Origin of the sequence: Paenibacillus sp. GYB004, assembly GCF_036577605.1 — a bacterium.
In the GTDB taxonomy this organism is placed as follows: domain Bacteria; phylum Bacillota; class Bacilli; order Paenibacillales; family NBRC-103111; genus Paenibacillus_AB; species Paenibacillus_AB oceani.
Map to the genome: position 1 here is coordinate 101,025 of NZ_JARBDB010000012.1, position 24,622 is coordinate 125,646.

Here is a 24,622-nt window from a genome sequence, read left to right on the forward strand (position 1 = left end):
CCCTCATGCCTCCATGGCCCGGAACCAAAAAAAGTCCCGTTTCGCATCTGCGAAAAAGAACTCTTCTGCCGTTCCCTATAAATATCATACGACGGCCGGGCCGTTTGCACAACCCGCCGCCGCATATTGGATCCGGGGCAACTTACAGGTGACGTCCAACGACGCTTTTCAGAGCGTCTTTAGGCTGGAAGCCGACCACTTTATCGACAGGCTGGCCGTCTTTGAATACGATCAGCGTTGGGATGCTCATTACGCCGAAACGGGAAGCGGACTCCGGATTGTCATCCACGTTCACTTTGGCAATTTTAACTTGCTCGCCCATTTCTTTATCCAAGTCTTCAAGCACAGGCGCGATCATTTTGCAAGGTCCGCACCATGGAGCCCAGAAGTCGACAAGAACCGTGCCTCCTCCTTCGACTTCGCTTTTGAACGATTGGTCGGATACGTTTACGATAGCCACAGGATTTCCTCCTTATACTAACAAAAAGTGTGTACCTATAGATTTTAACGATTTTCCTACGACATGTAAAGTATACCACAACTCGTACCAATTTCATAACTGAAAACATGTTCCGTCCGCTTTTGGCGTATACTAGGGGCGACGCCGCTGCCGGCCAGCCCGGGCATTCCGGGTGCAGGCCCGGATCTTTGGACGAAGCGGTCTTCTCTAATTGTTTCGCCGCTCTGCCTAACCTATGCATGGACAAGCTGCCGCAGCGAAAGAACGGCTGAATTTTGTTGAAGAATTGTCACTTCTTCCGCTTTACAAGCCGCCGAACGTTTCGTTATACTAGACATAGCCAATTTTGCTAAGGGAACGATTTACTCGGGAGGAATCCAATTATGACTGACCCAAGAGTGCATGCCAACGAGGAGCCGAGAAACGACTTTCTCGATGTTGCCATCGGATTCGGCGTCACATTCGGCGCTTTCTTTCTGATCGCGATCGTGGCCACCATCATTACGCTGTTCTAATTTGCGGATCACACAAGCGCGTCCGTGCAACCAAAGAAAAGCCCGCTCCTTCTGATTCGGAGCCGGGCTTTTTTCGATCCGTTTTATTGGTAAGCGAAGGCTTTACGCCCCCGCTTTCCCTCGCTTATTCGTACCGTTCACGACAACCACCTCGACAAAAGGGGTAATCCGGTCCATAATCCGCTGCCCTTTGTACTCCTCGTCCCCGTCCTTGCTCGTAAAGCTGAAATGTTTCTCCAGCTCGTCCGGCTCATGGTTGGACGTAAAAAAGGTCGGCTTCCGGTTCATCCGGTAGTTCAGAATCGTCCCCATCACATGATCGCGCGCCCACGGATTCAGATTCTCCGCCCCGATATCGTCGAAGACGAGCAGATCGGTCTCCTTCAGCAGCTCGACCGTCTCTTTCAACCGCTGCGGCTCTGCGATCATCGACTTCAAATCCTCGACGAAATCCGGCATATACACAATCACGCCGGAAAGGCCCTTCTTGGCGAGCTGATTCAGCATGTAGCACATCAAAAACGTTTTGCCCGTTCCGAAAGGGCCGACCAGGTACAACCCTTCCTTCTGCAGCCCTTCCTCGTTCGTCTTGTGGATGTAATCGACGATACGCTCGACGGCCAGCACCCGCTCCGGATCGATATCGACGATCTCCGCGGTCGAGTATCCTTGCTGGAGCGCACGGTCGTCGATGTAAAAGCTGCGAATCCGGTTGCGGACGGCGTCTTGCGACTGTTTGGCGATCAGCTTTTTGCAAGCTACCTTCTGATCGTGAATATAAGTTTGCTCATTGATCGTCTCGACGGTCAGCTTCGTGTAGTACCCTTCGAAGTCGTTCGGGCACCGGTCGAGTCCGGGACAGTTCGTGCATTGCTTGTATTCCTTCACATACTGGTAGATCCGGTTCATATTGATTTTGAGCGTACGGTCGTCGATTTCCGGATATTTGGCGCGAAGCTTCGCCACGAGCGGATCACTGAGCAGCAGCTTCGTTTTTTCTTCCGCTCTTCTGGCGAACGACATATTCCGGAAGTCGCCTAATATGTCCGATAAAGGTTCCATGCGTCCGATCCGCCTCCTCTCCTGAAAAGTCAGACTGCTGCGCCGGTTACGTAATTTTGCCGTCGAGCTTCATTGCTTTTTTGCGAATTTCCGCAAGCTTCTCGTCGCTGACCGGCTTTTGCGCCGGGATGTCGGTAATGATCGCGATTTTCGGCTTCTGCTGGTGCCCTCTCCGCCCTTTCCCGGGAAACGGGGCGAGCGAGCCGCCGTCGGCCTTGGACGACCGCTTGGTGCGCTTGATCGTTTGCTCGCGTATGTAAGCTACCGCTTGCTCGTAAGTACTGACTCCTTTGGCCATCATATTGGAGGCGACGGAGTCGATATAACTTTTCGTCCAAGACGATTCCTTGTATACGTGCAGATGATGAATCATCACGTTGATCACTTCGTCCGGCATTTTGTAGATCACATCGATCTTCTCAAAAATGTCGGATACGGGCTTCGGCACGGCGCCTTTCTGGAAAAACCGCTCCAGCACTCTCGTGTGCGGCTCGTTGCGCATGATCAGGTTGTACTGATGCTGGTTGCACTGCCCGACGAACAGCGGCGGCACTTCCAAATAATATTGCATCTCCACCGGCTTCTCCTCGAGTGCGCTGACCGATTCGGGCTTCGCTACGCCGGCTATTTTGTGGAACAGCCGCTCCCGCTCCTGCTCGCGTTCCTTGTCCTGACGGAAATACAAATTCGCTTTGTACTGCAGCATATCGTTCTGCAGCTCGCCGTCCTCGGTAAACATCCCGTCCTCGTCCAGCAGCCTGCACGTTTCTCGAAGCGACAAGTCGTACTTGCGGGCGACTTTGTTAATCTCGAACATCTGATCCGGTTTGTTGCGCAGATTTTCTACGAACGGGCGGTTCCTCGACGTGCCGCGCGGGAAACGCTGAAGAATCTCGCTGTAATGGAACGCCTTCGTCGTAACGTCAAGCTTGCGCTCGGTCTCCCGCGACGGGGCCGTCTCCTGCAGCGCCTGCTCGAGCTCGTAATCAATCGCTTGGGTGTTGAGCCGGAACAAATCGTAGAACGGAACCGACAAATCCTCCGATACCAGCTCCGGATGCTGAAGCTCCTCGGGCTCCGGCGAATAATACTGCTCGCGCAGCGACAATACGGCGTATTTGCCGACCTTATCGTGCAGCAGCATAACCAGATGCTGATTTTTGAAAAACTCCTGCGGCGTCAGCGGCTGTACGAGCACGTATTCGTACATGTAATCGTCCGCGGAAGGGGAATACTTCCGGTTCGTCTGCAGCAGCCCGATCGCCTCCAGCTTCGAGGTCAGCTCGGCCAGCAGTTTCCGTCCCCGCTCCCCCGGCTCCAGATCGAGCGCCAAAAACAGCTTCCGCTGCTGCTCCAGCTCCGAGTATCCCGTCTTATCTCCGGGCACTTGCTGATACATCGTCTGGAAGACGCTGATCGCAAATGCTCCGATCATAGGCTGATAAATGCCGGACAGCATCCGGTAATCCAGCCCGCTAAGCGAAAAATCCCGGTATACGCAAAACCGGTGATTTTCCGTAAAATGTAGCATGTTCGTAATACGCATCAATGTATCTCCAATCTCGTTCGGGCGGCAAAGCCAATCGGTCTATCAAATCCGTTTCTCTATTCTATCACAAAAAACGACAAGCAGGGAGTTTTATAAGAGGTAACATTAGGTTGGTTTCGGAGTTCCGTTGATAGAGAAGGAACCCCGGTGCGCATCAGGAAAAATCGTCCGGTCAAGAAGCCCGAACGGTCCTTTGACGTGCAAACCCATACGCCAGAGCGTGGGAAGGAATGGCTGTCTTCGCTCCAGCCGCTCGTCGATGAGGTTGTGCGGGAACAACCCGACTCCGAATAAAAAGCTGCTAACCGCTCTTATTCGCCCCCTACCCTAGCTAGTAGCAGAGCAGAGTGCCAGAGAGCCGAACAGCCATGATAGGCAACTTGCGACAATAGCTGACTCGACAAGCAAGCAGTTCCTTTCCCCGCTATAGTACATTAAACGTATGTATCGAAAAAACCTTGCCCGAACCGGGCAAGGTTATACAATAGCCGCCGTTTTACGCTTCCGGCTGCTGCTCCGCCGGCTCTTCGGGGAGGGCCGCATAAGGGGGTGTGCCGATCCCGGCTTCCGGCTCAGCCGGCTGCCGGGTAACGGCTTTCTCCCGCGGGCGCTGCAGCCCCCGAATCCATTTGCCGATCACATCGTTCATTTCGGAGGCCGCTTTTGTCGGAATTTGATGCTTCTCGTTATCCAGGATGTGCAGATCGTAATGAGGCAGCATGCTTTGAATTTTTTTGCGGTATTGGGTAAAGCCCCCGTCCTTATTCCCGTACAACAGCAGCACCGGCGCCCGCAGGCCGGCCAATCGCTTCGTACAGCTGTAGGTCAGGCTGAACCGGTAATATTGGTGAATATTCGCCGGATTCCCCCGCCGGGCGTCGCGCAGCAAATTACGGAACGTTTGTCTCCCGTCGGCGTTTCCCCATGTGATGCCCCACATCAGCACCCGGATCAGCGGCTTCCATCTGGACATCCCTACCGCTACGCGAATCCGGTTGCGCAGCACAAAGTCGCTCACTTCCGACATCGCGCTGACCAGAATGCCGCCGGTGAACCGGTCCGGGTGAGTCAACAACGCTTCGAGCGCAATCGAGCCTCCGGTCGAGTATCCGCAGACGAAAGCTTCCGGTAGCTTCAAATGATCGAGCAGCCGCAGCATATCTTCCACGATCAGCTCGTAGGTGACCGGCGCCTCCGACGCCCCGCTCCGCCCGTGTCCGCGAATGTCGAACGTGATCACCGTAAATTGCCCGGCCAGCTGCACCTGCTGGTAGCGGAAGTTCACGCTGGTGAGCAGCGGAGGGTGTATGAAAATAATCGGAAACCCGTCTCCCCGTTTCTCATAGTACAAGTCGGTTCCGTTTATATAGGCTGTTGGCATCGTGCTTACCTCCCGGAAAAAAATAACCGTTCTACCTGGATAAGTTGAATGAAATGAACGCAATTTCATTCGTTCAACTTACTTGGTTACGTTTCCCGGGACAGCCGAAATTTATAATCGGACCTCGTCCGCCGGCCAGCCGTTCGTATCGGTACGGTACATGATACGTCCCGGGCCGCCGAGCCGGGCGTACAGACGCTCGGCATACTCGTAGCCTTGCCAGCGTTTCCCCGTCACGATAAGCTTCGCCGGCCATAACAACGCCGCCAGCTGCGGCAGATCAGCGATGCGAAGCGCATTGATGACCTCGAACCCTTCCCCGAGTCGAGCGGGATCGTCGTCGGCTTGCAGAAACGAGGACGGCATATCCTCCAGCACCAGCGTGCCGACCTCTCCGTCGAGCAAAGCCGCGAGCAGAGCGACGACCGCCATCTCTCCTTTACCGGCAAGCAATACCCGGGCAGGGTCAACCTCCGGTCTCGCCCGGATCGCTTCCAGACCGCGCAGCGTGTCCCACACCCGCATCGAGGTGACCGTATGACCGATCAGAGCCGAGGAACGCCGGACATGCCAATTCAATTCCGGCCCCCAGGTCGAATCGCCCGTCCCGCGCGGATCGATACGCGCCTTGATCCATCCGGCGCCCAGCCCCTTCAGGATGTCGAACGGTTCGTCTTCCTTCCGGTGAACCGACCGTCTCAGGGCAACCGCGGCCGGGCGCGGTGAATCGCCTTCGATTCCGCGAAGCTCCCCCTCCAGTCTCCAATACGAATCGGACGAGAACGAAAATTTGCGCGAGCAGCTGCCGTCCATCAAGTCGTACTCGTGCTCGCGTTCGGCCGCAAGCGGAATCGGCTCCTGCGGGAAGGCGGCGAAGCTTTCCTTGCGCAGCGCGGCTATGACGCGTGTCCGCTCTGTGGCGAGCTGCTCCATCGTCTCGATATCCGCGGGCACGGGGAGCCGGACGAACCCGCCTTCCACTGTCGTCGAACGGTCGTCCGCCGGCGGCTTGCCCCCGAATACGAGCAACTGCTCGACCGGAAGCTTCACGCCGTCGAAATCGGTTGCTTGCTCAGGTGTGACCGGGCGTCCCGCCAGATGGGTCAAAAACCAGCTGAACACGTGCTTGCGCGACTCCGGCGTATACATATGGGGCGCTTGAAATTCGAACAGGCCGAGCCGTCCCTCCGCTCCGATGTTCCGGTACAACGCCTGGAGCTTGTCATGTACGTAACGAACGGAATCGATGCGGAATACCCGGTCCCGGGCGGGAGCGACGATCAGCACGGGCCGCGGCGCGGCGAGCGCATAAGCTTCGGTCAGCGACCAGCCGTCCGGGTTGTTCGGGAAGTTGCAGTCGCAATGGTAGTCGAGCGTCCGGTCGCGGATATGGGAAGTGAGATGGCCTGTCCCCGACGACGAAGCCATCGCCTTGATCCGGTCGTCGGCACACATCGCCCACCAGCTGATCGATCCGCCTCCGGAATGTCCGGTGATGCCCAGGCGGGCGGCGTCCACCTCTGTAAGTTCGCTTAATACGTCAAGCCCGCGGATCGCGTTCCACACTTCCGCAGCCGACGGCGAATACCCCCGGCTCACCCAATCGAACATGCCGCGCGAATACGTGCCGTGATGGATGCCTTGCACTTCTCCATGCTGGATCGTATCTACGACCAGCGTCACGAAGCCTTCCTGGGCGAAGCGGCGGGAGTGCTCTTGATACTGGATTTTTTGCGTCGCGCTATGGCCGCACACATATAAGATGCCGGGAGCGGGCTCCTTCAGCCCGGCAGGCACATACAGATTGGCCGCGACGTACAGGCCGGGCAAGCTTTGGTAATGCAGCTTGTCGATCCGGTGCGTCCCGCAGTCGACAGACCCGGTCACGGTGACGCGCAGCGGCGTCCGTTCCTCGGCCAGGTAACCGTCGATGCCGAGCATTTCGTGAAAGCGCTTTTGTCTTTGCCGCCGCCACACCTCGAATTCGTCCGCCGATCCGAAGGACGGCAGCGCTTTTTCGTCCGCCTTCCACGCCATTTGGTGCAGGTACTCTTTGATATGCATGTTCGCTTCTCTCCTTTTCGGCTGCCCGTAGTGCCGTTTTGGCAACCCGTATTCATTCCTATTTCTGCCGCTTTATTTTTTTGCCTGCTTCGCCTGCTCGATTTTACGGTCCGCGCTCTCCGCCGCTTGGCGAAGCGCCGTATTCATATCCGTTCCACCCGTAACAACGCTTGTTAATGCCGCATTTAATTCGGTATTGGCAATGCTCACATATTCCGAGAAAAACGTCGGGGTGACGTACCGGTTCGGCTCGGCAAACACTTTCAGATTTTTCGCTCGGATAAACGCCGGCGCCTCCTGACCGAACGCCGCCCGGATCGAGTCGTTGTTCAACGAAGCGAACCCGCCGCGTCTGGACTTGGCCAGTTGGACTTCCTCGGATGTCATGTAGGCGATTACGTCAAAGGCGTCTTCCTTGTGAGGGCTTGTAGCCGACAATGCGTAAATATTCGGGTACGTCTGCACGCCTCCCGGCGCGTCGCTCATCGAAGGGAACCGGGTAAAATCGAAGTTCACGTCTTCTAGGCCGAAGGCCAAGGTAATGTCGTTGCTGACGATCGGCGAGTACATCGCGGCCGTTTTGTCTTTACGGAACAGATTAAGCGCCCCGGAAGTTCCGAGCTGCTGGGCGTCCTTTTCGTTCCCGGGTATCCGGTACAGGTCGGCGATCCGGTTCAGGAAACGGGACCACCCCGGATCTTGAAAGCTCGCTTTGCCGGTGGCGGCGTCGATATGGTTCAGCCCGTACGGATTGCGGATCAGGTAATTGACCGGAGGCAGCGCAGCGCCGTGATATTTTACGCCTCCGTCCGTCCGGCTCAGCTTTTTCGCCAGATCTTCAAATTGCTCCCACGTCATGGAATCGCTCGGATAGGACACTCCGAACTTGTCGAACAAATCTTTGTTGTAGATCAGCCACGTGCCTCCGGCATCAACGGGCAGTCCGTACAGCTTGCCTCCCCCCAGCTGCTTGACCAGGTTCAGCGAGGAAGCGTCCAGCCGGTTTACGTCGTATTTCGTTTGGGCGATATAGCCGGAGATATCGGTATGCAGGGAATTGGCGACGAATGCGGATTGGAAGGTGGCTTGGGAAGTAATGACGATATCCATCCGATCTTTGTTGACCAGCACCTGGTCGAGAGGGCGGGTAGCGTTGCTGAAGTAATGAATGCTCTCGATATGCGGAAACTTTTGTTGAATGAGCCGGCCGTACATGTCTGTAAACTCTTCTGCGGTCGGACTGCCGGAGTAAATATTTTGGATGTAAAGCGCGATCGGCTGCTTCGGCTTGCTTTCAGGGCCGCCGTCCCCTTTTGGCTGCGAATCGCCCGGCTCCGCGCCAGTTCCCGTCTGAGCACCGCAGGCGGCCGCCCCGAGCATCATCACGGATAAAGCGGCCAGACACCATCGTCGTTTCATAGAATTACCTCCTGTTTTCATATATTTCACTCGGTTGAAATTACGATTTCATTATATCCCCGGCGTTTTCCGCCTGTCAATTCCATTTTGGGGCCGCTTACATTCCGTTGTACGTTCGATCCAGCGTTTAGTAAGGCTCATCGTCCGTTAAACAACAAAAAATGCCGAATCGCTCGGCATTCCTCGTATTTGTCCGTATATTCAGATCCCATTCGTTAACTGCGGGGGTAAGGAGCGGTAGAGCCTCTCACGATTATCTCGTAATCGAGCATTACTTGGAAAGCCGTCTGGGTAGCAGCGGAGATCCGCTCGACGAGCAGCCCGGCCAGCGCTTCTCCCGCCCGGTCCATTGGCATGCGCATTGACGTCAGTTGGGGAATGCCGAGCGTCGCGTTCAAATCGTCGAAACCCGCCACCGACATGTCGCCGGGGACGGCGATCCGTTTATCCTTCAAGGCATGCAGGATACCGAGGGCAAAATTGTCGTTGACCCCGATCCATCCGGTCGGCATGTCCGTCTGGTCCCACGCTTGATGCAGCCGTTCGTACGCGATCCGCACTTCGTCCCCGGCCCGATGGGAGACCGGATTGTCTTCGGCGATAACTCGGGGAGACAGCCCCGCGCCGCGCATCGCTTCCATGTACCCTTTCAACCGGCCTTGGGGCGTGCCGCTGATGTCCCGATACGTCATAAATGCGATGTTCCGGTGCCCGAGGTCAATGAAATGATTCGTCAAATCGTAACCCGCCCGGACATGGTTAAACGCAACGCAATCCGCATCGCGCTCGACGAAGCTCCGCTCCAGCGTATTTACCGCCAAGCCGTTCTCGGCAAAGTCAGTCAAATATTTCGTCAGCGTCGCCGGCGCCGCGGCGGAAATAAACGTGGCGCCGGACACCCGCTGCTGCTTGAGCAGTTCGACCGCATTGGCCAGTTCTTCCTCGCTCCGGTTCAAATAAAACAGGATCGTGCTGTAGTGAAGCCCAAGCGCCGTTCTTTGAAAGCTCTCCACGAGCGGGGCATAAATGCCCCGGGTCATGTCGGCGAGCAGCAGACCGAGCACCGCATTTTTACCGGTATTAAAACCGCTTGCAAAAATGTCTTTCCGGTAGCCGAGCTGTTCCGCAGTCTGCCTCACCTTCTCGATCGTTTTCGGCGAAACTCCGGGCGCCCCGGCCAAAGCTTTCGAAATCGTCGTACGATCCACGCCCAAATAATCGGCGATATCTTTCATCGTTATATTTTTTTTCATGCCGCTTATCCTCTCCATGCCTGTCCCGGCCGATCTCCGAGTCGAGCCGCCGCTTGTCATTAACGAGAAAAAAAGCCTCTCCCGACGGAGAAGCCCGATCAAAACATTTTATATCCCCGCAGCCGCAAAAATTGGATCGTCTTGCCGCTCAAAATCGCGCCGAGCAGCCCGCAAATAAACAACAAGTATTCGCCCCTTAATTCGGCCAGATGCGAAAGCAGCGAACCGGAGTGCCACGCCCAATAAACGAGCATGCCGATGACCGCCAGCGTGTACAGGTAGATGGGGAAATGCGTAGTTTTCAGCAGCATGTTAAAGATGAAGCCGATGCCGTACATAAGCACGAACACAAGCACCATAGCGATAACGAGCTGAATGATATCGATCATGCGAAGTACCTCCCGGGCTCGATTCCCGTTTTTCACGTCAATTGTAGTTGAAATGAGCGGCGAAGTAAAGGCTTAACCGCCAACTGTGCGAAATCCGTCACGGGAACCGGCTGTTGACAGACCGCCCTGTTCAGCCGGTCCTGAACGGTTTGTGTCAACTCTGTGAAGCGTTTGCCCTTTGGGCTCCGTTTCGCTACAATTATGGCGTAAACCGATAATCCGAACGGATTAACGAAAGGAGCTGCACCTATGAGCGAAGCGGTACAAACGCTGGAAGGCTGGTATGCGCTGCACGATTTCCGCGCGATCGACTGGAACGCCTGGAAACGGCTGTCCCCCGAAGAACGCGCCAAAGCGGAGGACGAGCTGCATACGCTGCTTGCCCAGTGGAACGAAGTCGAACAGCAGAAGACAGGCAGCACGGCATTTTATACGATAGTAGGCCAAAAAGCGGACATCGTCTTCATGCATCTGCGGGAAACGCTCGACGAGCTAAACGAGCTTGAGACGGCGTTCAACAAGACGACTTTCGCCCAATATACGATTCCCGTTTATTCGTACGTCTCCGTCGTTGAGCTTAGCAGCTATATGGCGAAGCCGGGCACCGATCCGATGCAGGACCCGGAAATTATGGCTCGTCTGAAGCCGATTTTGCCGAAAGCGAAACATATTTGCTTCTATCCGATGAACAAGCGCCGCTCCGGCGACGACAACTGGTATATGCTCAGCATGGAAGAACGCCGCGGCTTTATGCGCAGCCATGGCATGATCGGCCGCAGCTATGCGGGACGGGTCAAGCAGATCATCACCGGCTCCGTAGGTCTGGACGACTGGGAGTGGGGCGTGACGCTGTTCTCCGACGATCCGCTTACGTTCAAAAAGCTCGTATACGAGATGCGCTTCGACGAAGCAAGCGCCCGTTTCGGCGAATTCGGCGCGTTTTACGTCGGCAACCTTCTCGATTCGGACAAATGCCGCAGCTTGCTCCGCGTATAAGTGAAACGTGGTTTGAACCGGTTCAAACCGGATTTATGAAAAGCACCGTCAGAGGTAAGTCACCTGACGGTTTTTTGACGTATAGAGCCTCGCGAATGTGTGGGAGGAAATGGGCGCCTTGGCTTGGCTCCGGCCGTTCGTTCGTGGATGAGGTTATGAGGGTAACACCGTTCGACTTAAAGGTAATCAGAGAGACTGTCGATTCATTATGAACAACCGAGTGGAAAGTGAAGGATTGCCTTCTGGCGAGTTTTGTCTGGAATCCCAAACCTTAAATTCCATCAAAATAAAGGGATTCCGGACAACCTGTCTGAGCAGAAGAAGGCAACTTTTCACTTGGAACGGCCAGATAACACTTCTTCACATTTAATCGACAGTCTCATCAGAAGATATTAGTGGGCGGGTTGTGTTCGCCTTCGCCATAACATATGCACACGGGAACGCACAAACACGCCGGCTCTGACAAAGACGAGTCTTTGGTTCCTTCTACGGAGCCCCTGCTCTGCTGTTGTATTTCGTTCAAAAAAAGCCCGAGTCCGTTGCGGACCGGGCTTTGCTATGGAAAACCATGTTTCACTTTGCTGCAGTTTAACAAAATCGCTACGACGATTGCAGCCGGCTGTACCCTGAAGCTGCCGGAACCGCCAGCACAGAGCTGCAGTCGGGCACCTTCAGATTGCGCTTCTCCATCTCCTGGCGCAAGATATCGATGAAGTCCTGCTCAAGCTGCCACTCCACCGACTTGACGTAACAGTCGACCAGAATGTCATCCCGCAGTCTCTTCACACGACTCCCTCCCTGTAAAAGCCGTCGTGATCCAACTCGCGAACCGCCGTTTCGGTAATCCGCTTGAATGCTTGTGCTCTATGTAAAATCTCGTCGGACATTTCGCGGAGAAAGGAATCGCATTCCCCAGTATCGGTCAGTAAATAGAGGCGGTGCTTGTTGCTGTGAAGCACGGTTTGAATCGCCAAAGCAAAGAAACGTTCGTCTCCTTGATTCACCTTCATCTCTCGTCCCCTCCCAGGATGTAAGTCCGCGGCGAGTATCGACACCGACGACACTTCCATATTTATACACTTTCTATGTTATCCGGAATCGGCCCGGGATTCAGCGCAAATTTGTTGCATTTGAATGCAAATCGATTTGCACTCGGACGCAAGGCGGCTTGTTTCCGCTTTCCGGAAGCCGTTTCACCGATTGTTATACCGGGATATTGTCGAATTTAAGCCGTTGGGTTTTCCTTTTCGTTCCAGTTTTTGACTTCCTCGCTCCGCCGTTGCATAATAATATTTTTAACGAGATTTATAGGAATCGGACTAAAGCACGGGAGGCTGGAAAGTTGACGAAGCGGATGAAGCCCTTTCTCTTTTTCTCCTTAATTATGCTGCTCAAAAGCGGTCTCACCTGGCTGGTCATCTCCGAGGGCAGCTGGTCGTGGGCGCCGCTGCTGACCGAAATCCCGTTCGTCTGGATGCTGTTCGGTTTAATCGAGATGTTGGCGACCAAGCGGAAGCTCGCCTGGTATATGACCGTAAATGTTACGCTTACAGCCGTCTTTTTTGCCGTTATCATGTACTACAAGTATTACGGTGTCATCGTCACCTATCATGCCTTGAAAATGCTAGGCCAAGTGACGGCCGTCAAAAGCAGCGTGTTCTCGCTGATGCATCCTTACTATTTGTTTATTTTTCTCGACATCATCGTCATCAGCATGCTGCTGATCCGCAGCAAAAAACGGAACCCGCACTTGCAGCTGTTCGCGCTCGTCCATAACCGCAAAGCGGCTACGTTTTTGTTCGCCTTATCGCTGGCAATCTGTTTATTCAATATCATGCCGAACCGGGCAAGCATGAGCGAATTCAAACAAGCCGAAGAAATGGGCATTCTCGGCTACGAAGCTTACACGCTGCTCACGAAACAAGAGCGGCAGGCCGCCTCGGGCCCCCCTGTCGTACAAGCCGATATCGACGCCCTCAAGCGGACTCTAGTCCCGGAGGCGCCGGAATATGCCGGAGCCGCTTCGCAACGGAACGTCATCGTAATTCAGCTCGAGTCGTTCCAGAACTTTCTGATCGGACTGCAGGTCGGCGGCACGGAGGTTACGCCTGTCCTGAACGGGCTGGCCCGGGAGCATCTCTATTTCTCCAACTTTTATCAGCAGGTAGGTCCCGGCAATACGTCCGACGCCGAATTCGTCGTGAATACGTCCCTTTACATCCCGCCTCAGGAGGCTGCGACACAGCGGTATGCCGGCAAAGAGCTGCCGAGCTTGCCGAAGCTGATGAAGCAGCATGGGTACAGCTCGCTGACGTTCCATACGAACGACGCCAGCTTTTGGAACCGACGCGAACTATACCGTTCTCTCGGGTTCGACCGTTATTACGACAGAGCTTTTTTCGGAGAAGACGATCCGGTTTTCTTCGGTTCCTCCGACGATGTGTTGTATGACAAAACAGCCCAGGAGCTTGCACGGATTCAGGAAGAGGAGGATAAGCCGTTTTACGCCCAGGTTATCTCGATGACCGCCCATCATCCGTATACGATCCCTCCGGACAAGCGCAAGTTCCCTCTTCCCGACGTCTACAAGGACACGTTCGTGGGCAACTACATTTTGGCGCAGCATTATGCGGATGCGGCGCTCGGCCGTTTTATCGACAAGTTGCAGTCGAGCGGCATCTGGGAGAACAGTCTGATCGTCGTATACGGGGACCATCTCGGACTGCCGGTGTACATGCTGACGCGAGGGGAAAAAGAGCTGATGAACGGCCTGCTCGGACGCGAATATACGTATCCGGATATGCTAAACATCCCGCTCGTCGTCGCCGCTCCGGGAATCACCCAGCCGGCTGTGCTCGATAAGCTCGGGGGACAAGTCGACCTGCTGCCGACGATCGCGAGCTTGACGGGCATTCCTCTGCAGGACCAGATTTACTTCGGCCAGGATCTGCTGAATCAAACCGGCAATCTGCTGCCGCAGCGGTATTATTTGCCCTCCGGTTCGTTTATGAACGAAGAGACGATCTTTATTCCGGGAAGCGGTTATGACGACGGCAGCCTGTATCCGTTCGCGAAGATCGGCTTGCCGGACCCTTCCGCGACGGAGGACGAATACGAGCGGGCGCTGATGCTGCTCCGGCTGTCGGATCACTACGTGATGCAACTGCCCGACCTGGACGGCGAGTCTGAATAAGAATGGGGGTTGCCGGTAAACGGCGGAAGTTAGCAGAGTTTCATAGAGAAGCGAAATCGATAGAGCGCGGCACTGACAAAATATGTGCAAAAAAAGAGAGACTGTATATGAAAATATACAACCTCTCTTATTTTTGTTAAAATAATAGCACCTCTTAGGACCACCACAATTGTTGGACTTTGGCCTTGAGTCCTTCTTTACCCAGCACAGTACGGACAGCTGCATTCTCGGACGGCGACAACATTTTGTTTTCGGTAACGCTTTCTTTTTTCGAGTTTCTAACAGTCAGTTGCAGTTGCGGGGACCAAGTTAAAGTTTGCATACTTAGGAATTCCTCCTTATTTTTATAATCCGTTACTAATCCAATAGTACCAGAAAATTATGGAAGTTCAAATACCAAATTGTAGGTGATTATATGATTTTTTTTTTGAGGGGTCGAAAACTGCCGATTATCATCCTCGCTCTCATCGGCATTCAAATCTGGTTTGCCTACCTGACCTTCCGCTACCCGTATATAGGGATTAATTTGGCTAAAAATCCTGGCAGTGAATGGGTGGTAGAAAGTCTCGATCCGGAAAGCGTATCCCAGCATCTGGACATCCGAATCGGAGATACGATCGTTTCGGTAGACGGAGTTCCTCCCTCCGAACATCCTCCTATCAAAAAGTGGGGCTCGATTGAACAGGTCGATGAAATTATAATCGAACGGAACCATCAACAGCTCACCGTTACTACGGAAGGCGTCTCGAACTCGCTTTCCTATTCGCTGCTGCCCTTCATAGCCGAAATCGTCTGCTTTACCATTGCGCTGTTCATTAATTCCCGGATCAAATTTTCCAAATCCGCTACTCTTCTTGCTCTTGTTTTCGTCTGTATCGGGATCACTTTTATGAGTCTTGGGGCCTCTATACGCGGAGACGCGCTTGGCAAAAACTTAATCAATACGTTTCTCGTATTATTACCGATCGTTTTCTTGCATTTCTTAATCGAGTTTTTTAAAGAAAAAGGCAATCAGGATTTGCCGCGAGGATACTTGAAATATTTATACATATCGGTTGCCGTCAATTTTCTGTTCCGGTGCACCTTTTTTTTCGAAAGCTTCGCAGCGTTTTATATGACACGCATCACGTCCATGATCAATATTATTATGTTTATCCTTTCGATTTCGTTAAGTTTCGCCGTGCTAGCCGGGTTATATATCAAAAATTATAAGAGCAATTCCTATTTATCCACCATTATAAAAGTAGTCTGGGTTGCACTGATCATCTCTTTCATTCCGATCGTCACTTTATCCTTTCTCCCGCTTGTGTTGTATAACGTAGAGTGGGTCAGCTCGCTGTATATGGGATGGTTTGTGCTTTTTTTCCCGCTTTCGTTCGCCTATCTGTTGTTAACCAAGCAATTATACGACATCGATATCGTGCTTCGCCGGCTTTTGTTCACCGTTATTGTCGCGCTGCTGCCGAGCGGAGCTATCGTACTGGTCAACGCCTTGATTTTCCAAGACTATATTAACCTTAAATATTTTTTCTTCTCCTTTATCGTTGTCTTGGTTATATTAACTTTCGTTTTATATTCCGTCGAGAACATGTACACGCGCCTGGAGCGGGTGATGTTTCCGCGTAAACATTACTTGCAGGAAGCGCTCAAAAAAATATCGAAAGACCTGACGTCCATATCCAGCTTCCGCGATCTGAAGGATCTCTTTCTGAGCGATATCGTGAATACGCTGCAGGTGTACGGAGGCGCCATCGTGTTCCGGCATCGCGACAGTATCGAAATGATCCGCGAAGGAGACATCAATCAGGAGGAAGTCGAGAAAGTAGTAGCCAGCGAACCGTCATCGGAACACCCGAACCTGATGAAATTCGAAATCAACCGGCACGAGGAATATACGAGTTACCTGATCATGACCCAGAAAAAGTCGAATACCAAGCTCGGTCTGGAGGAAGTGCAATGGCTGGGTCTCATTATCTCGTATTTGGCCGTCAGTCTGGAGAACATCTACTTGATCCGCAAGCTGACCGTGAAGCTGAACCGGCTCGCCTCCCAGCTGCCGAACGAACAAGAGGCGTACGACTTCAACTGGTTCCGCAAACTGACCTTCGAGCTGCAGGAACAGGAGCGGGTGCGAATTGCCTCCGATCTGCACGATACGACAATGCAGGACTTGTTCTTCTTGAAGCGCAAGCTGACGGCGCTTGGGGAACGGCCGGGACTTCCGGCCGACGCCAAGGAGACGATTAACGGTCTCGTCGATTATATCGAAATCATCAATGTGAACCTGCGTCAAAGCTGCTTCGATCTTAACCCGTACCTGCTGCAGGAAATCGGGCTCGTCCGGACGATCGAAAAAATTATCGAACGGGAATCGTTCAGCAGCCCGTTCCAGATCCGCTTCGACGCCTCCGGCGCGCTTGCGGTCGAACGACGCGATCTGGAAACGAAACGCCATATTTTCCGAATCGTGCAGGAATTAATCAATAACGCGAAGAAGCATTCAGAAGCTTCCTTTATCTCGCTTCGGCTCACCACGATAAGCGGACAAGTCGTTCTGCATTACCAGGATGACGGCGTCGGCTTCGACCCGGAAGAGATGACGGCGCCGGATATCGGCACGTCCGGAGTCGGGATCGAACAGCTTCGCAGCCGCGTTCTTCATCTGAACGGCCAGCTGGAGCTGGACGCTCATCAAGGGGAAGGAGTCAGTATCCGTATTTCGTTTCCGATGAAAGGGGGAAAGACTGCATGAAACGAACCGTCAGGACGATAGTCGTAGACGATCATCCCGTTGTAGCCCGGGCGACGAAACTGATTTTGGAGCAGGTGGAAGGCATCACCGTCGTAGGAGTTGCGTCGAACGGACAACAATGTCTGGAGCTGGTCGAGGAGCATCAGCCGGAGCTGCTGTTTCTCGATTACCATATGCCGGACCAGTACGGCAGTCTGGTCGCCGAGAAAGTGAAGCGGCGCTACCCGCAAACGCACATCGTCATTTTTACCGGGATCGATGTTGCCGACTTGTACAACCACTTGCTCGAGATCGGGGTCAGCGGCATCATTTCGAAAGAGTCCGGGGAGACGACGATCCAGAACCTCGTCCGCTGCATTCTCGACAACCATACGATGATCCCGCTCCCGCTGTATCAGCAGATGCGGGTAACGAACCGGGTGCCCCGCCCCGCCGAGACGGAAACGGTCGTCTTGTCCGCCGACGAGCTGCAAATTATGTCGTTGCTGGTCAAAGGCGTTACCCATGAACAGATCGCCGATCAGATCCATGTCAGCAAACGGTCGGTAGACAATTATCTCAAAAAAATATACGACAAGTTCGGCGTCTCCACCCGCATTCAGGCGATCGAGAAATTTGTGCGGAGTCCGATGTACGCCGATCTTCCGGAGGAGCCCTAACCGATGCAGGCTGCCCTGTTGAACGAAATCGAGCAAACGATCGACCGGCTCGTACCGGTAGCGGATTTCAACGCCTTGCTGAAATCGTTCGCCTCCGACAAGGCGGGGGAAACGTCGCGCTGGGGACAATCGACACGGCTTGCCCACTTCATGTATGGCGGACGTTCGCCCCATATCGACCGACTGGCGGCTTTGACGGAACTGCTCGTGCTCGCGCTGGATATCGCCGACGATTTGCAGGACCGCGACAATATGGACAGAAGCTGGATGAAATGCCCGCCCGAGCTGGCGCTGAATGCAGTGATGGGTCTGCTGATGGGAGCGATCGCCGAGTTGGGCCGATTGCAGGCGGAGTATCCGGAGGAGCGGTTTCCCGAGCCCGGTGAGATTAGCCAAATCGTCATGCATGCGATAAACGGACAGTATCGCGACTTAACGAACGATATGCAAACCGAACAGGATTACATCTCCGTCGTGCAGCACAAATCGTGTATGCTGCTGAAGCTCGCCTATTACATGGGTTACGGGGCAACGCCCGCGGGCGACGACGTCGCCGAGCAGATGGAGCTGCTGGCCGGTTACGTCGGGGTTGTGTATCAGCTGTCCAATGATTTGCGGGATGTCTTGCGTTACGATCTGAAAAACGACCTGCTGCACCGAAAAAAGACGCTGCCGATCTTGTACTTGCTCGGGGACGATACGGAAGGCAGGTTCGCCCCGATCCAGGACTATTACTCGGGCGCGATGACCCGGGAGCAGTTTTTGCAGCATAAGGGAGCATGCATGGCGTATATTGCCGAATCGGGATGCGCCGAGTATACCGAGGTAATCCAGTCGCTGTTTATGCAAAAGGCCGCAGAAACGTTGGACGGGCTGCCCGCTCTGTCGCCGTGGAAGGAGCAGTTCCGGGAACTGACATTGGGTCCCGCCGGGCAATCACCTATGGACCGTACGGAGCTATGAGCGTAACAGGAGCAGGGATGGCTGGGGAAGTAGGCAGTCCCTCGTAAAGAAACGCCCCCCCGGTTCGAAGCCTCCCTGCTTCTGGTCCGGCGAACTATCATCTGTTAACTAAAAGACTGACAAACGGCCTGAACTCGCGAAGCATTCGCGGGATCAGGCCGTTTGGTGTTATCGTTTGGTATTATTGTCTCCGGTGGACCTGGACCGCTTCCTGGATATTGCCGATGATTCGGAGCGGGATGTCCTCCGTTTTGACGACGCCGTTCTGGTAACGAATTCGGAAATGGACGATCTGTTCAGCTTCGGGGAAGCCTTGCGTCACCGACATCCATCTCTCATCGAAAAGCCGTCCGGAGAATCGCGTGCTTGACCCGTCCTCCACAATAAGTACTTCGCTGACAAAAAGGCGGCCGCCGTCCTTCCCCACCGTATCGATCCAGGCAACCGCTTCGGCCACGGGCGCCGGGGAGCTTTCAGTCTGAACGACGAACACTTCGCCGGAATAAAAGTCTTTGGGAGCGGCTGTCGTATTGTGGCCTTTCACTTCATGAATGTCGCGCCACTGCGGCGTATGGCTGACATCGGACAAGATCGTCAGCGGCGCGGCAACCGGCGTTTTGGTTGTGCTGACAGTCTCATAACCGTCGCTAACGGTCAGTGTGACGGTGTAAACACCCGGTACCGAGAAGATGAACAAGGCGTCCGTCGAGATCAGTACGAACCTGTCTCCGACCGGCGTTTCAATATCCCAGCGGGAAGTCAGTACATCGCCATCGGGATCGGAAGACAGATTTTTCAAATAAACGGTATCCCCTTCCCATATCGGCTTCGGGCTCCAGTCAAAATCCGGGACCGGTGCCCGATTCACATACAGCCAAGTATCCGCGGACCATCCGGACCAGACGTAGCCGTCATGAACCCTGACACGTACGCGAAGCTTCTGTCCGGCCGGCAGATCGCTGCCAGCGGTCCATGTTCCCGCCGATAGAGTGGAACCTTGCCAGTGCTGTCCCGAAGTCAGGAGGCGTGTATCGTTAGCCTCGTTCCATACTTCCAGCTCGAAATAGTGGAACGTGGTGCCCGGATCAGGGTCCGTCTGGGACCACTGGAACACCGGCCGTATCGTGCTCACGACCGTCGGCTGAGCTTGCGATCCGGACGGATGCGTCATCGCAGCCTCAGGCGGCCGATTTGTTACAAGCCATCCAATGTTCGACCAGTCCGACCAATCGTTGCCGTCGCTCACCCTTACCTGAACCTGGTACTTCTGTCCCATCGCCAGGCTCGTATCCATCGTCCACTGTGCCGTATTGGAGGTTGTCCCTTGCGGCTTGATGCCGGTATCGCGGATCACGTTCCCCCACTCGTCCCGGACAATCAAGTGGAACGCGGCGAACGTCGTATCCGGATCGATGTCGTACTGGTTCCAGGTCAGAGTCGGCAGAAGCGTATTCACGTAAGATGGACTTGCTTGGCTGCCGCTTGGGAACGTAAGCAACACGGTCGGCGGGGTGTTCGGCACCGGCTGCGATACGTTGATCATTTGCTCGGCCCAGTCGCTCCATGCCCCGTATTCGTCCTTGACGGCTAGCCGTACGGTGTATGTTCCTTTCTTCTGCGGCCTTGTCAGCTTCCCGAACTGGGTAATGCCGTCCGGGTCGGTGTAGCTGTATCGTCGCTCGATCACGCCTCGGGTGGCCGCATAGTCGATCCCGGTCGCTTCTATCGAATAGTGCCACGGCGCCAGCCAGCGGTCCGGGTCATAGCTCGTATCGGTCCACGCTATCGTGTAATCCGGGTTTTGCGCGACGGTGAAGACGGCGATCGGTCGTCGGTGGATGATGACGTATTCCGTCTGTAGATCGGAATATTTGCGATAGCTGCCGAACGTCCCGTTCGGATACTCGTATCCGGCAGGTGACGGATCGTCGGGAACCTGATAGGAAACTTTGTACCGACCGACTTTATCCATGATCAGATGCGGCGATGTTACCATTTGACCGTGAAACGCGGATAGCCCGGAGTAGCCGTCGCCGACATCCAAAAACTTGTTCGGCTCCACATGATCAAACGTCCACCGGCTCCAGTCGGTTATGGCCGGATCGTTCTCCAGGTCGGAATAGCTGATCACATATTCCACCGGAGTCCCTACAATGGCCGTGTTCTTCGTGCTGCCTTCGTTGCCGATGTACTTCGTGTAATGGAAGCCTTTGATCAAAACATGCGTTACTTCCGAATACGGCCCCATCATCCCGGAGGAAAACGTCGAATCCGTAACATCCAGGAGAGGCACGCCGCCAACATACCCTTTTAGACGGTCCCCGCTGAGTTTCAGCTTCACATCGTAATAGTTACCTTTACTAATCGGATAAGAGACTTCCTGCAGCGTCGTTTTCACGCCGTCTACAATTTTAACGATTTTGGATTTCTCGTCCGTTACCTCCAGTCTGTACATGTTCCGGTGATCGACCATCCGGGCCGCTACTCCGAAGGAAACCGTATTTGCAAAGTTCTCGTGATTGAGTTTAAAGCCTGCTGCTACTTCGCCATTATCCAGCGTTTCATTCGGATTGCTCAACTGGCCGAAATTGTACAAATCTGCTATATGTGGATCGACATCTGTTTTAACCACCCAGGCCCAGAAGGTCGAACCGGAATCATACCGGAATTCGATTACGACCGTTCCGTCTTCCATAACCAGTGGGGCGCGATCTGTGAATCCATATATAATGCTTGGTTTCGTGTATTCCGTAAGCTTGTTTCCGTTCAGATCGTACACTTGAAGGCCGATATGGTTGGTAAATAAAATCTTGCCGTCCGCCGTTACGGTTGCTGGTAGCATGAGGCCGCCATATATGAAATAGGCATCTTCATTGTAATAGCGCGACTCTCCGGCCAACACCGAGACGGTAGAAAAGGTGTTCAGATCTAAAATGTTCATGTAATTGTAGTAGTTGACAACATCGTCATCTGAGCTTTTAATTGTGGTGCTCCAATAAATAATTTTGTCATGTACGGTTACAAATTGACTGGCCGAGCCGTAACCGGCCTGCGGGAACTCGTAGAGTAAAGCTCCTGTGTTATTATCAAATACTTTGGAGTATTCGCCTCCGTAGGTGCCTGGAACCGTTATGATTGCTTTATTGTTATCGGCAGTCACATACTCGACCGCTCCGTTCTGAATTTGCGCATCATGCCGATACAGCCGTCTTATTTTCGGTATGGTCCAGAGCAGATTGCCGTTCTGGTCTTTCTTTTGTAAATCGCAAGCGTAGGGAAACTGCCAATTCGTGTTATTGTCATTGTCTAAATAACAAGCATACACATACGGATTTCCCTTGTAGTCTGTGCCGTAACTACGGCTATTGGCATAAGACTTCACACGCTGAACGACTTGGTCCGTCACGATCGGCAGCCCTTCCATTCGTGATACAGGGCCAATCTCATACATCGGCTTGGCTGCCGGATAGGTCCAAATATTTGTTGGCGGGTCCGGTGGCAGCACTTTATCGTAATTCGGCGTGTTAAACGATACGAAATATTCTCTAAAGTACAGCGGTGTCGGTATTGCCGGTGTCCCTCCTCCTTGTGCCCGGAAGGCTGCGTTCTCGACGTCCGAAATGTTAAATACATAGGTGTGATAATAGTAGCCGTACGTATTACAGGTACATCGATTGTTGGAACGGAACATCACCCGGCCAGTTTCAAAATTGGGGGTCACGACGTAGCTGTTGGGCCATATACTTTCCGAACTATGATTTTGCATGGCCTGTGTTCTGGAGATGGTCGATGCCGTGCTGTTCAGGTTCAGCCAGCCGTTCGCATTGGAACCGGTAAATACATACGGCTTCAACATGGAGCCAAGGCCCCAACAGTTCCCGTAAAGGGAATCTCCGCAACCCCAGGTCAGTACTTTGCTTGTGACATTGCTATTGGTTGGAGCTAACCCTTGCGAAATCGGTGTGCCCGGCACTTCCAGCGCGTTCTCGCTGCTGTTGATATTGTATTCCTTCGGTTTTGCGGCTATCGAGATCGAAGAGGCGGTCCAATTCGGATCGTTTAGAAGCGTCTCCGGACTAAACGCTTTGGATTCAACCTGCGGCGGTTGGAAGTCCGATCCTTTGACATAGAACGGCGCTTCAGGCGCTTCATTGATCACTTCAAAGTAAAAGTCTTTCGTCGCCGACTTTTTGTACCCTACTGACTCTTGGGCAAATATCCGGATCGCATACTTCCCGACCTTCGTCGGTGTGAAGCTAAACTTTCGACCGGTATCCAGCTCGACCGGCTCGATCGCCTCGTCGCTAAAAGAACCGTCATTGTTGCTGTCGTACATCAAACTCACTTTGGAGATGAACATCGGATCGTCATCCGGGCTGTACGACTTCTCTCTAAAATGGAGAGCGACATTTCGAATGCCGATGCCGGGGTTATCCAAGTCCGGAAAAGGCGGCAAGTCGGGTCTGACATAAATCGTCTTCGACGCTTGATGCTCCGGCAAGTTTTTGAGCCCCGCGCTATTGAAGACGTCCAGGTATACCGTGTAATAGCCGGATTCCGGATACATCGTACGCTTGTCTCCACCCCAAATACAGCTTGTTATCTCACCAAATGGCGTATAACTGTTCGCGCAGCTGAACGGGACCGGAATCGGACGGCCTTCGACGGCGTTATCCCCTCCTGTAATGACCGGGATCGGTTCCGGAGGAACGACATTCAGTGTAGTCGTTTTGCATCCGGCGTCCGCGCCGCGAACGTCCTGAGCGCAAACGTTGATGGAGTGGGACCCGAGTACGTCCGCTTTCAGCATCCGGAAATGCTCGTCGTACGACCAAAACCCCCGATCTTCGTACAGCTGTTTCAGCCAAGCGCTGGTCGTGTTTTTGAAATCGAAGTAGTAGATAATGCCGTCGCCTTCCGGATCGTAAGGAGTAGGCGGATCGTCCATCGGATTATGGATGATGCCGAGATCGACATAACTGCCGACTACAACCTGGCTGATCGAAGGAAAAGCAAAGCTGTTGCCGCCTGCAAACCAGCCTGGGAAGAACACCGGTGGACTGTTCCCGGAAGGTACGACGATTTCGAACGTCTTGGTCACAACCTTGGTCGAGCCGCAAGATGACGTTATCTTCATCGTAACATTTACGATTCCACCCCCGATGCCAGCCGGGTATGGCGGTCCGCTGATCCCCCCCGAATAAATGTTAGACCCTGCATCTTCCGTATGGACCTTGCTCCCTTGAGTCGAGGTCCAAAGCAATTGAGCCAGCGTACACACGTTTCCGTCTTTCTTCCCTTTCACCGATACGTCCAGCGGCCGGTATACTTGGCTTTTTCCGTACTCGACCGGAGACGGGTATACAAACATAAAGTCGCCTGTAATCACTTCCGGACCATCATTGGGCTCCGGATCGGGACCGGGGTCACTGCAGGACACCTTCCCCTCGAAGGAGAACGTCTTGGAGTTGTTCCCGGTATTTATCTCCCCGGGCAGCGTATCGACTGTTACGGTGAACGTTTTCGATCCGGCTGCTGTGAACTTGTACAGAAATTCGTCCTTCTTGACTTCCCCGTTCGCGATGCCGCTAAACGGAATCGTCTTGATGACGGTGCCGTCCACGCTTACCTTAGCATTAAACGACCCGGAGTAAGGCGCTCCATGGTTCGTCAAACTGACGTAAAAGCTCATATTGACGCCGACCAAGATACAGCTCTGTGCAGCAGTAACCTTAATATCCGCAATATCCGGCTCCGGGAGGACGTTGTCCTCGTAGGTGACGGTGATGTAGGTTGGATGCTGATATGTTCGGCCCTCCAGGTCGAAGGTAAAGGCTGTAAAGTAGGCCATCATCCTGGCTCCAAGGGCGCCAGGGTTTTTGATGGCGCTGCTGGGTGGCGGTGTTCCATCGTTAGGATAATCTAAGAATGACTGTGAATATTGGATATAGAAGCTATTTACACTGC

The 24,622-nt window shown here is 53.8% G+C and carries 19 protein-coding genes; 7 read left to right on the forward strand and 12 right to left on the reverse strand.

The window, feature by feature from the left end:
• Positions 1-142 precede the first annotated feature (142 nt).
• The gene (trxA, locus tag PV433_RS08225; protein WP_190928970.1) at positions 143-460 is read right to left on the reverse strand and encodes a thioredoxin; all 318 of its coding nucleotides are present in this window, start codon (positions 458-460) and stop codon (positions 143-145) included.
• A gap of 383 nt (positions 461-843) precedes the next feature.
• Between trxA and PV433_RS08230 the strand changes: the two genes are divergently transcribed.
• A complete protein-coding gene (locus PV433_RS08230) occupies positions 844-975 on the forward strand; it encodes a YqzM family protein (RefSeq protein ID WP_190928969.1) in 132 nt (43 codons plus the stop codon).
• Between the two features lie 102 nt (positions 976-1,077).
• Here the strand turns inward: PV433_RS08230 and dnaI are convergent, their stop codons facing one another.
• Together dnaI and PV433_RS08240 are read right to left on the reverse strand one after the other, a co-directional pair.
• Complete coding sequence (gene dnaI / locus PV433_RS08235) at positions 1,078-2,037, reverse strand: primosomal protein DnaI (protein ID WP_332071701.1); 960 nt, start codon at positions 2,035-2,037, stop codon at positions 1,078-1,080.
• Between the two features lie 46 nt (positions 2,038-2,083).
• The gene (locus PV433_RS08240) at positions 2,084-3,583 is read right to left on the reverse strand and encodes a DnaD domain protein (RefSeq protein WP_332071702.1); all 1,500 of its coding nucleotides are present in this window, start codon (positions 3,581-3,583) and stop codon (positions 2,084-2,086) included.
• 150 nt (positions 3,584-3,733) lie between these two features.
• On the opposite strand from PV433_RS08240, the gene PV433_RS08245 reads away from it, so the two are divergent.
• Positions 3,734-3,880 carry a hypothetical protein gene (locus PV433_RS08245; RefSeq protein ID WP_332071703.1) on the forward strand — a complete coding sequence of 49 codons (147 nt, stop codon included), beginning with the start codon at positions 3,734-3,736 and terminating at the stop codon, positions 3,878-3,880.
• Positions 3,881-4,082: 202 nt separating this feature from the next.
• On the opposite strand, the gene PV433_RS08250 is transcribed toward PV433_RS08245, so the two are convergent.
• The 5 genes from PV433_RS08250 to PV433_RS08270 form a co-directional block, all read right to left on the reverse strand.
• Positions 4,083-4,967, reverse strand: a complete 885-nt coding sequence (locus tag PV433_RS08250; protein WP_332071704.1) for an alpha/beta fold hydrolase — start codon at positions 4,965-4,967, stop codon at positions 4,083-4,085.
• Positions 4,968-5,078: 111 nt separating this feature from the next.
• Positions 5,079-7,031, reverse strand: a complete 1,953-nt coding sequence (locus PV433_RS08255) for an alpha/beta hydrolase family protein (RefSeq protein ID WP_332071705.1) — start codon at positions 7,029-7,031, stop codon at positions 5,079-5,081.
• A gap of 72 nt (positions 7,032-7,103) precedes the next feature.
• Positions 7,104-8,450 (reverse strand): extracellular solute-binding protein, encoded by a 1,347-nt coding sequence (locus PV433_RS08260; protein WP_332071706.1) that lies wholly within the window; start codon positions 8,448-8,450, stop codon positions 7,104-7,106.
• Positions 8,451-8,665: 215 nt separating this feature from the next.
• Positions 8,666-9,703: a LacI family DNA-binding transcriptional regulator gene (locus tag PV433_RS08265; protein WP_332071707.1), complete on the reverse strand. Its 1,038-nt coding sequence runs from the start codon at positions 9,701-9,703 to the stop codon at positions 8,666-8,668.
• Between the two features lie 98 nt (positions 9,704-9,801).
• Complete coding sequence (locus PV433_RS08270; RefSeq protein ID WP_190928962.1) at positions 9,802-10,092, reverse strand: YuiB family protein; 291 nt, start codon at positions 10,090-10,092, stop codon at positions 9,802-9,804.
• Between the two features lie 249 nt (positions 10,093-10,341).
• Here PV433_RS08270 and hemQ point away from each other — a divergent pair, with 249 nt between their 5' ends.
• A complete protein-coding gene (gene hemQ, locus PV433_RS08275) occupies positions 10,342-11,088 on the forward strand; it encodes a hydrogen peroxide-dependent heme synthase (RefSeq protein ID WP_332071708.1) in 747 nt (248 codons plus the stop codon).
• Between the two features lie 600 nt (positions 11,089-11,688).
• On the opposite strand, the gene PV433_RS08280 is transcribed toward hemQ, so the two are convergent.
• Positions 11,689-11,874 (reverse strand): sporulation histidine kinase inhibitor Sda, encoded by a 186-nt coding sequence (locus tag PV433_RS08280; RefSeq protein WP_190928960.1) that lies wholly within the window; start codon positions 11,872-11,874, stop codon positions 11,689-11,691.
• A complete protein-coding gene (locus PV433_RS08285) occupies positions 11,871-12,098 on the reverse strand; it encodes a hypothetical protein (protein ID WP_332071709.1) in 228 nt (75 codons plus the stop codon). The genes PV433_RS08280 and PV433_RS08285 overlap by 4 nt, the downstream gene beginning before the upstream one ends.
• Positions 12,099-12,442: 344 nt before the next feature.
• Between PV433_RS08285 and PV433_RS08290 the strand changes: the two genes are divergently transcribed.
• The gene (locus PV433_RS08290) at positions 12,443-14,281 is read left to right on the forward strand and encodes an LTA synthase family protein (protein WP_332071766.1); all 1,839 of its coding nucleotides are present in this window, start codon (positions 12,443-12,445) and stop codon (positions 14,279-14,281) included.
• A gap of 154 nt (positions 14,282-14,435) precedes the next feature.
• On the opposite strand, the gene PV433_RS08295 is transcribed toward PV433_RS08290, so the two are convergent.
• Positions 14,436-14,603, reverse strand: coding sequence for a hypothetical protein (locus PV433_RS08295; RefSeq protein ID WP_332071710.1), 168 nt, complete (start codon positions 14,601-14,603; stop codon positions 14,436-14,438).
• A gap of 105 nt (positions 14,604-14,708) precedes the next feature.
• Here PV433_RS08295 and PV433_RS08300 point away from each other — a divergent pair, with 105 nt between their 5' ends.
• Genes PV433_RS08300 through PV433_RS08310 form a run of 3 tightly spaced genes read left to right on the forward strand, consistent with a single transcriptional unit; the run spans position 14,709 to position 18,655 of the window.
• Positions 14,709-17,033 (forward strand): ATP-binding protein, encoded by a 2,325-nt coding sequence (locus PV433_RS08300; protein ID WP_332071711.1) that lies wholly within the window; start codon positions 14,709-14,711, stop codon positions 17,031-17,033.
• Positions 17,030-17,692, forward strand: coding sequence for a response regulator transcription factor (locus PV433_RS08305; RefSeq protein ID WP_332071712.1), 663 nt, complete (start codon positions 17,030-17,032; stop codon positions 17,690-17,692). Before PV433_RS08300 ends, PV433_RS08305 begins: the two co-directional genes overlap by 4 nt.
• A 3-nt stretch (positions 17,693-17,695) precedes the next feature.
• Entirely contained in the window at positions 17,696-18,655 is a 960-nt protein-coding gene (locus tag PV433_RS08310) for a polyprenyl synthetase family protein (protein WP_332071713.1), read from the forward strand.
• 181 nt (positions 18,656-18,836) lie between these two features.
• Here the strand turns inward: PV433_RS08310 and PV433_RS08315 are convergent, their stop codons facing one another.
• Entirely contained in the window at positions 18,837-24,506 is a 5,670-nt protein-coding gene (locus PV433_RS08315) for a PKD domain-containing protein (RefSeq protein WP_332071714.1), read from the reverse strand.
• Positions 24,507-24,622 lie beyond the last annotated feature (116 nt).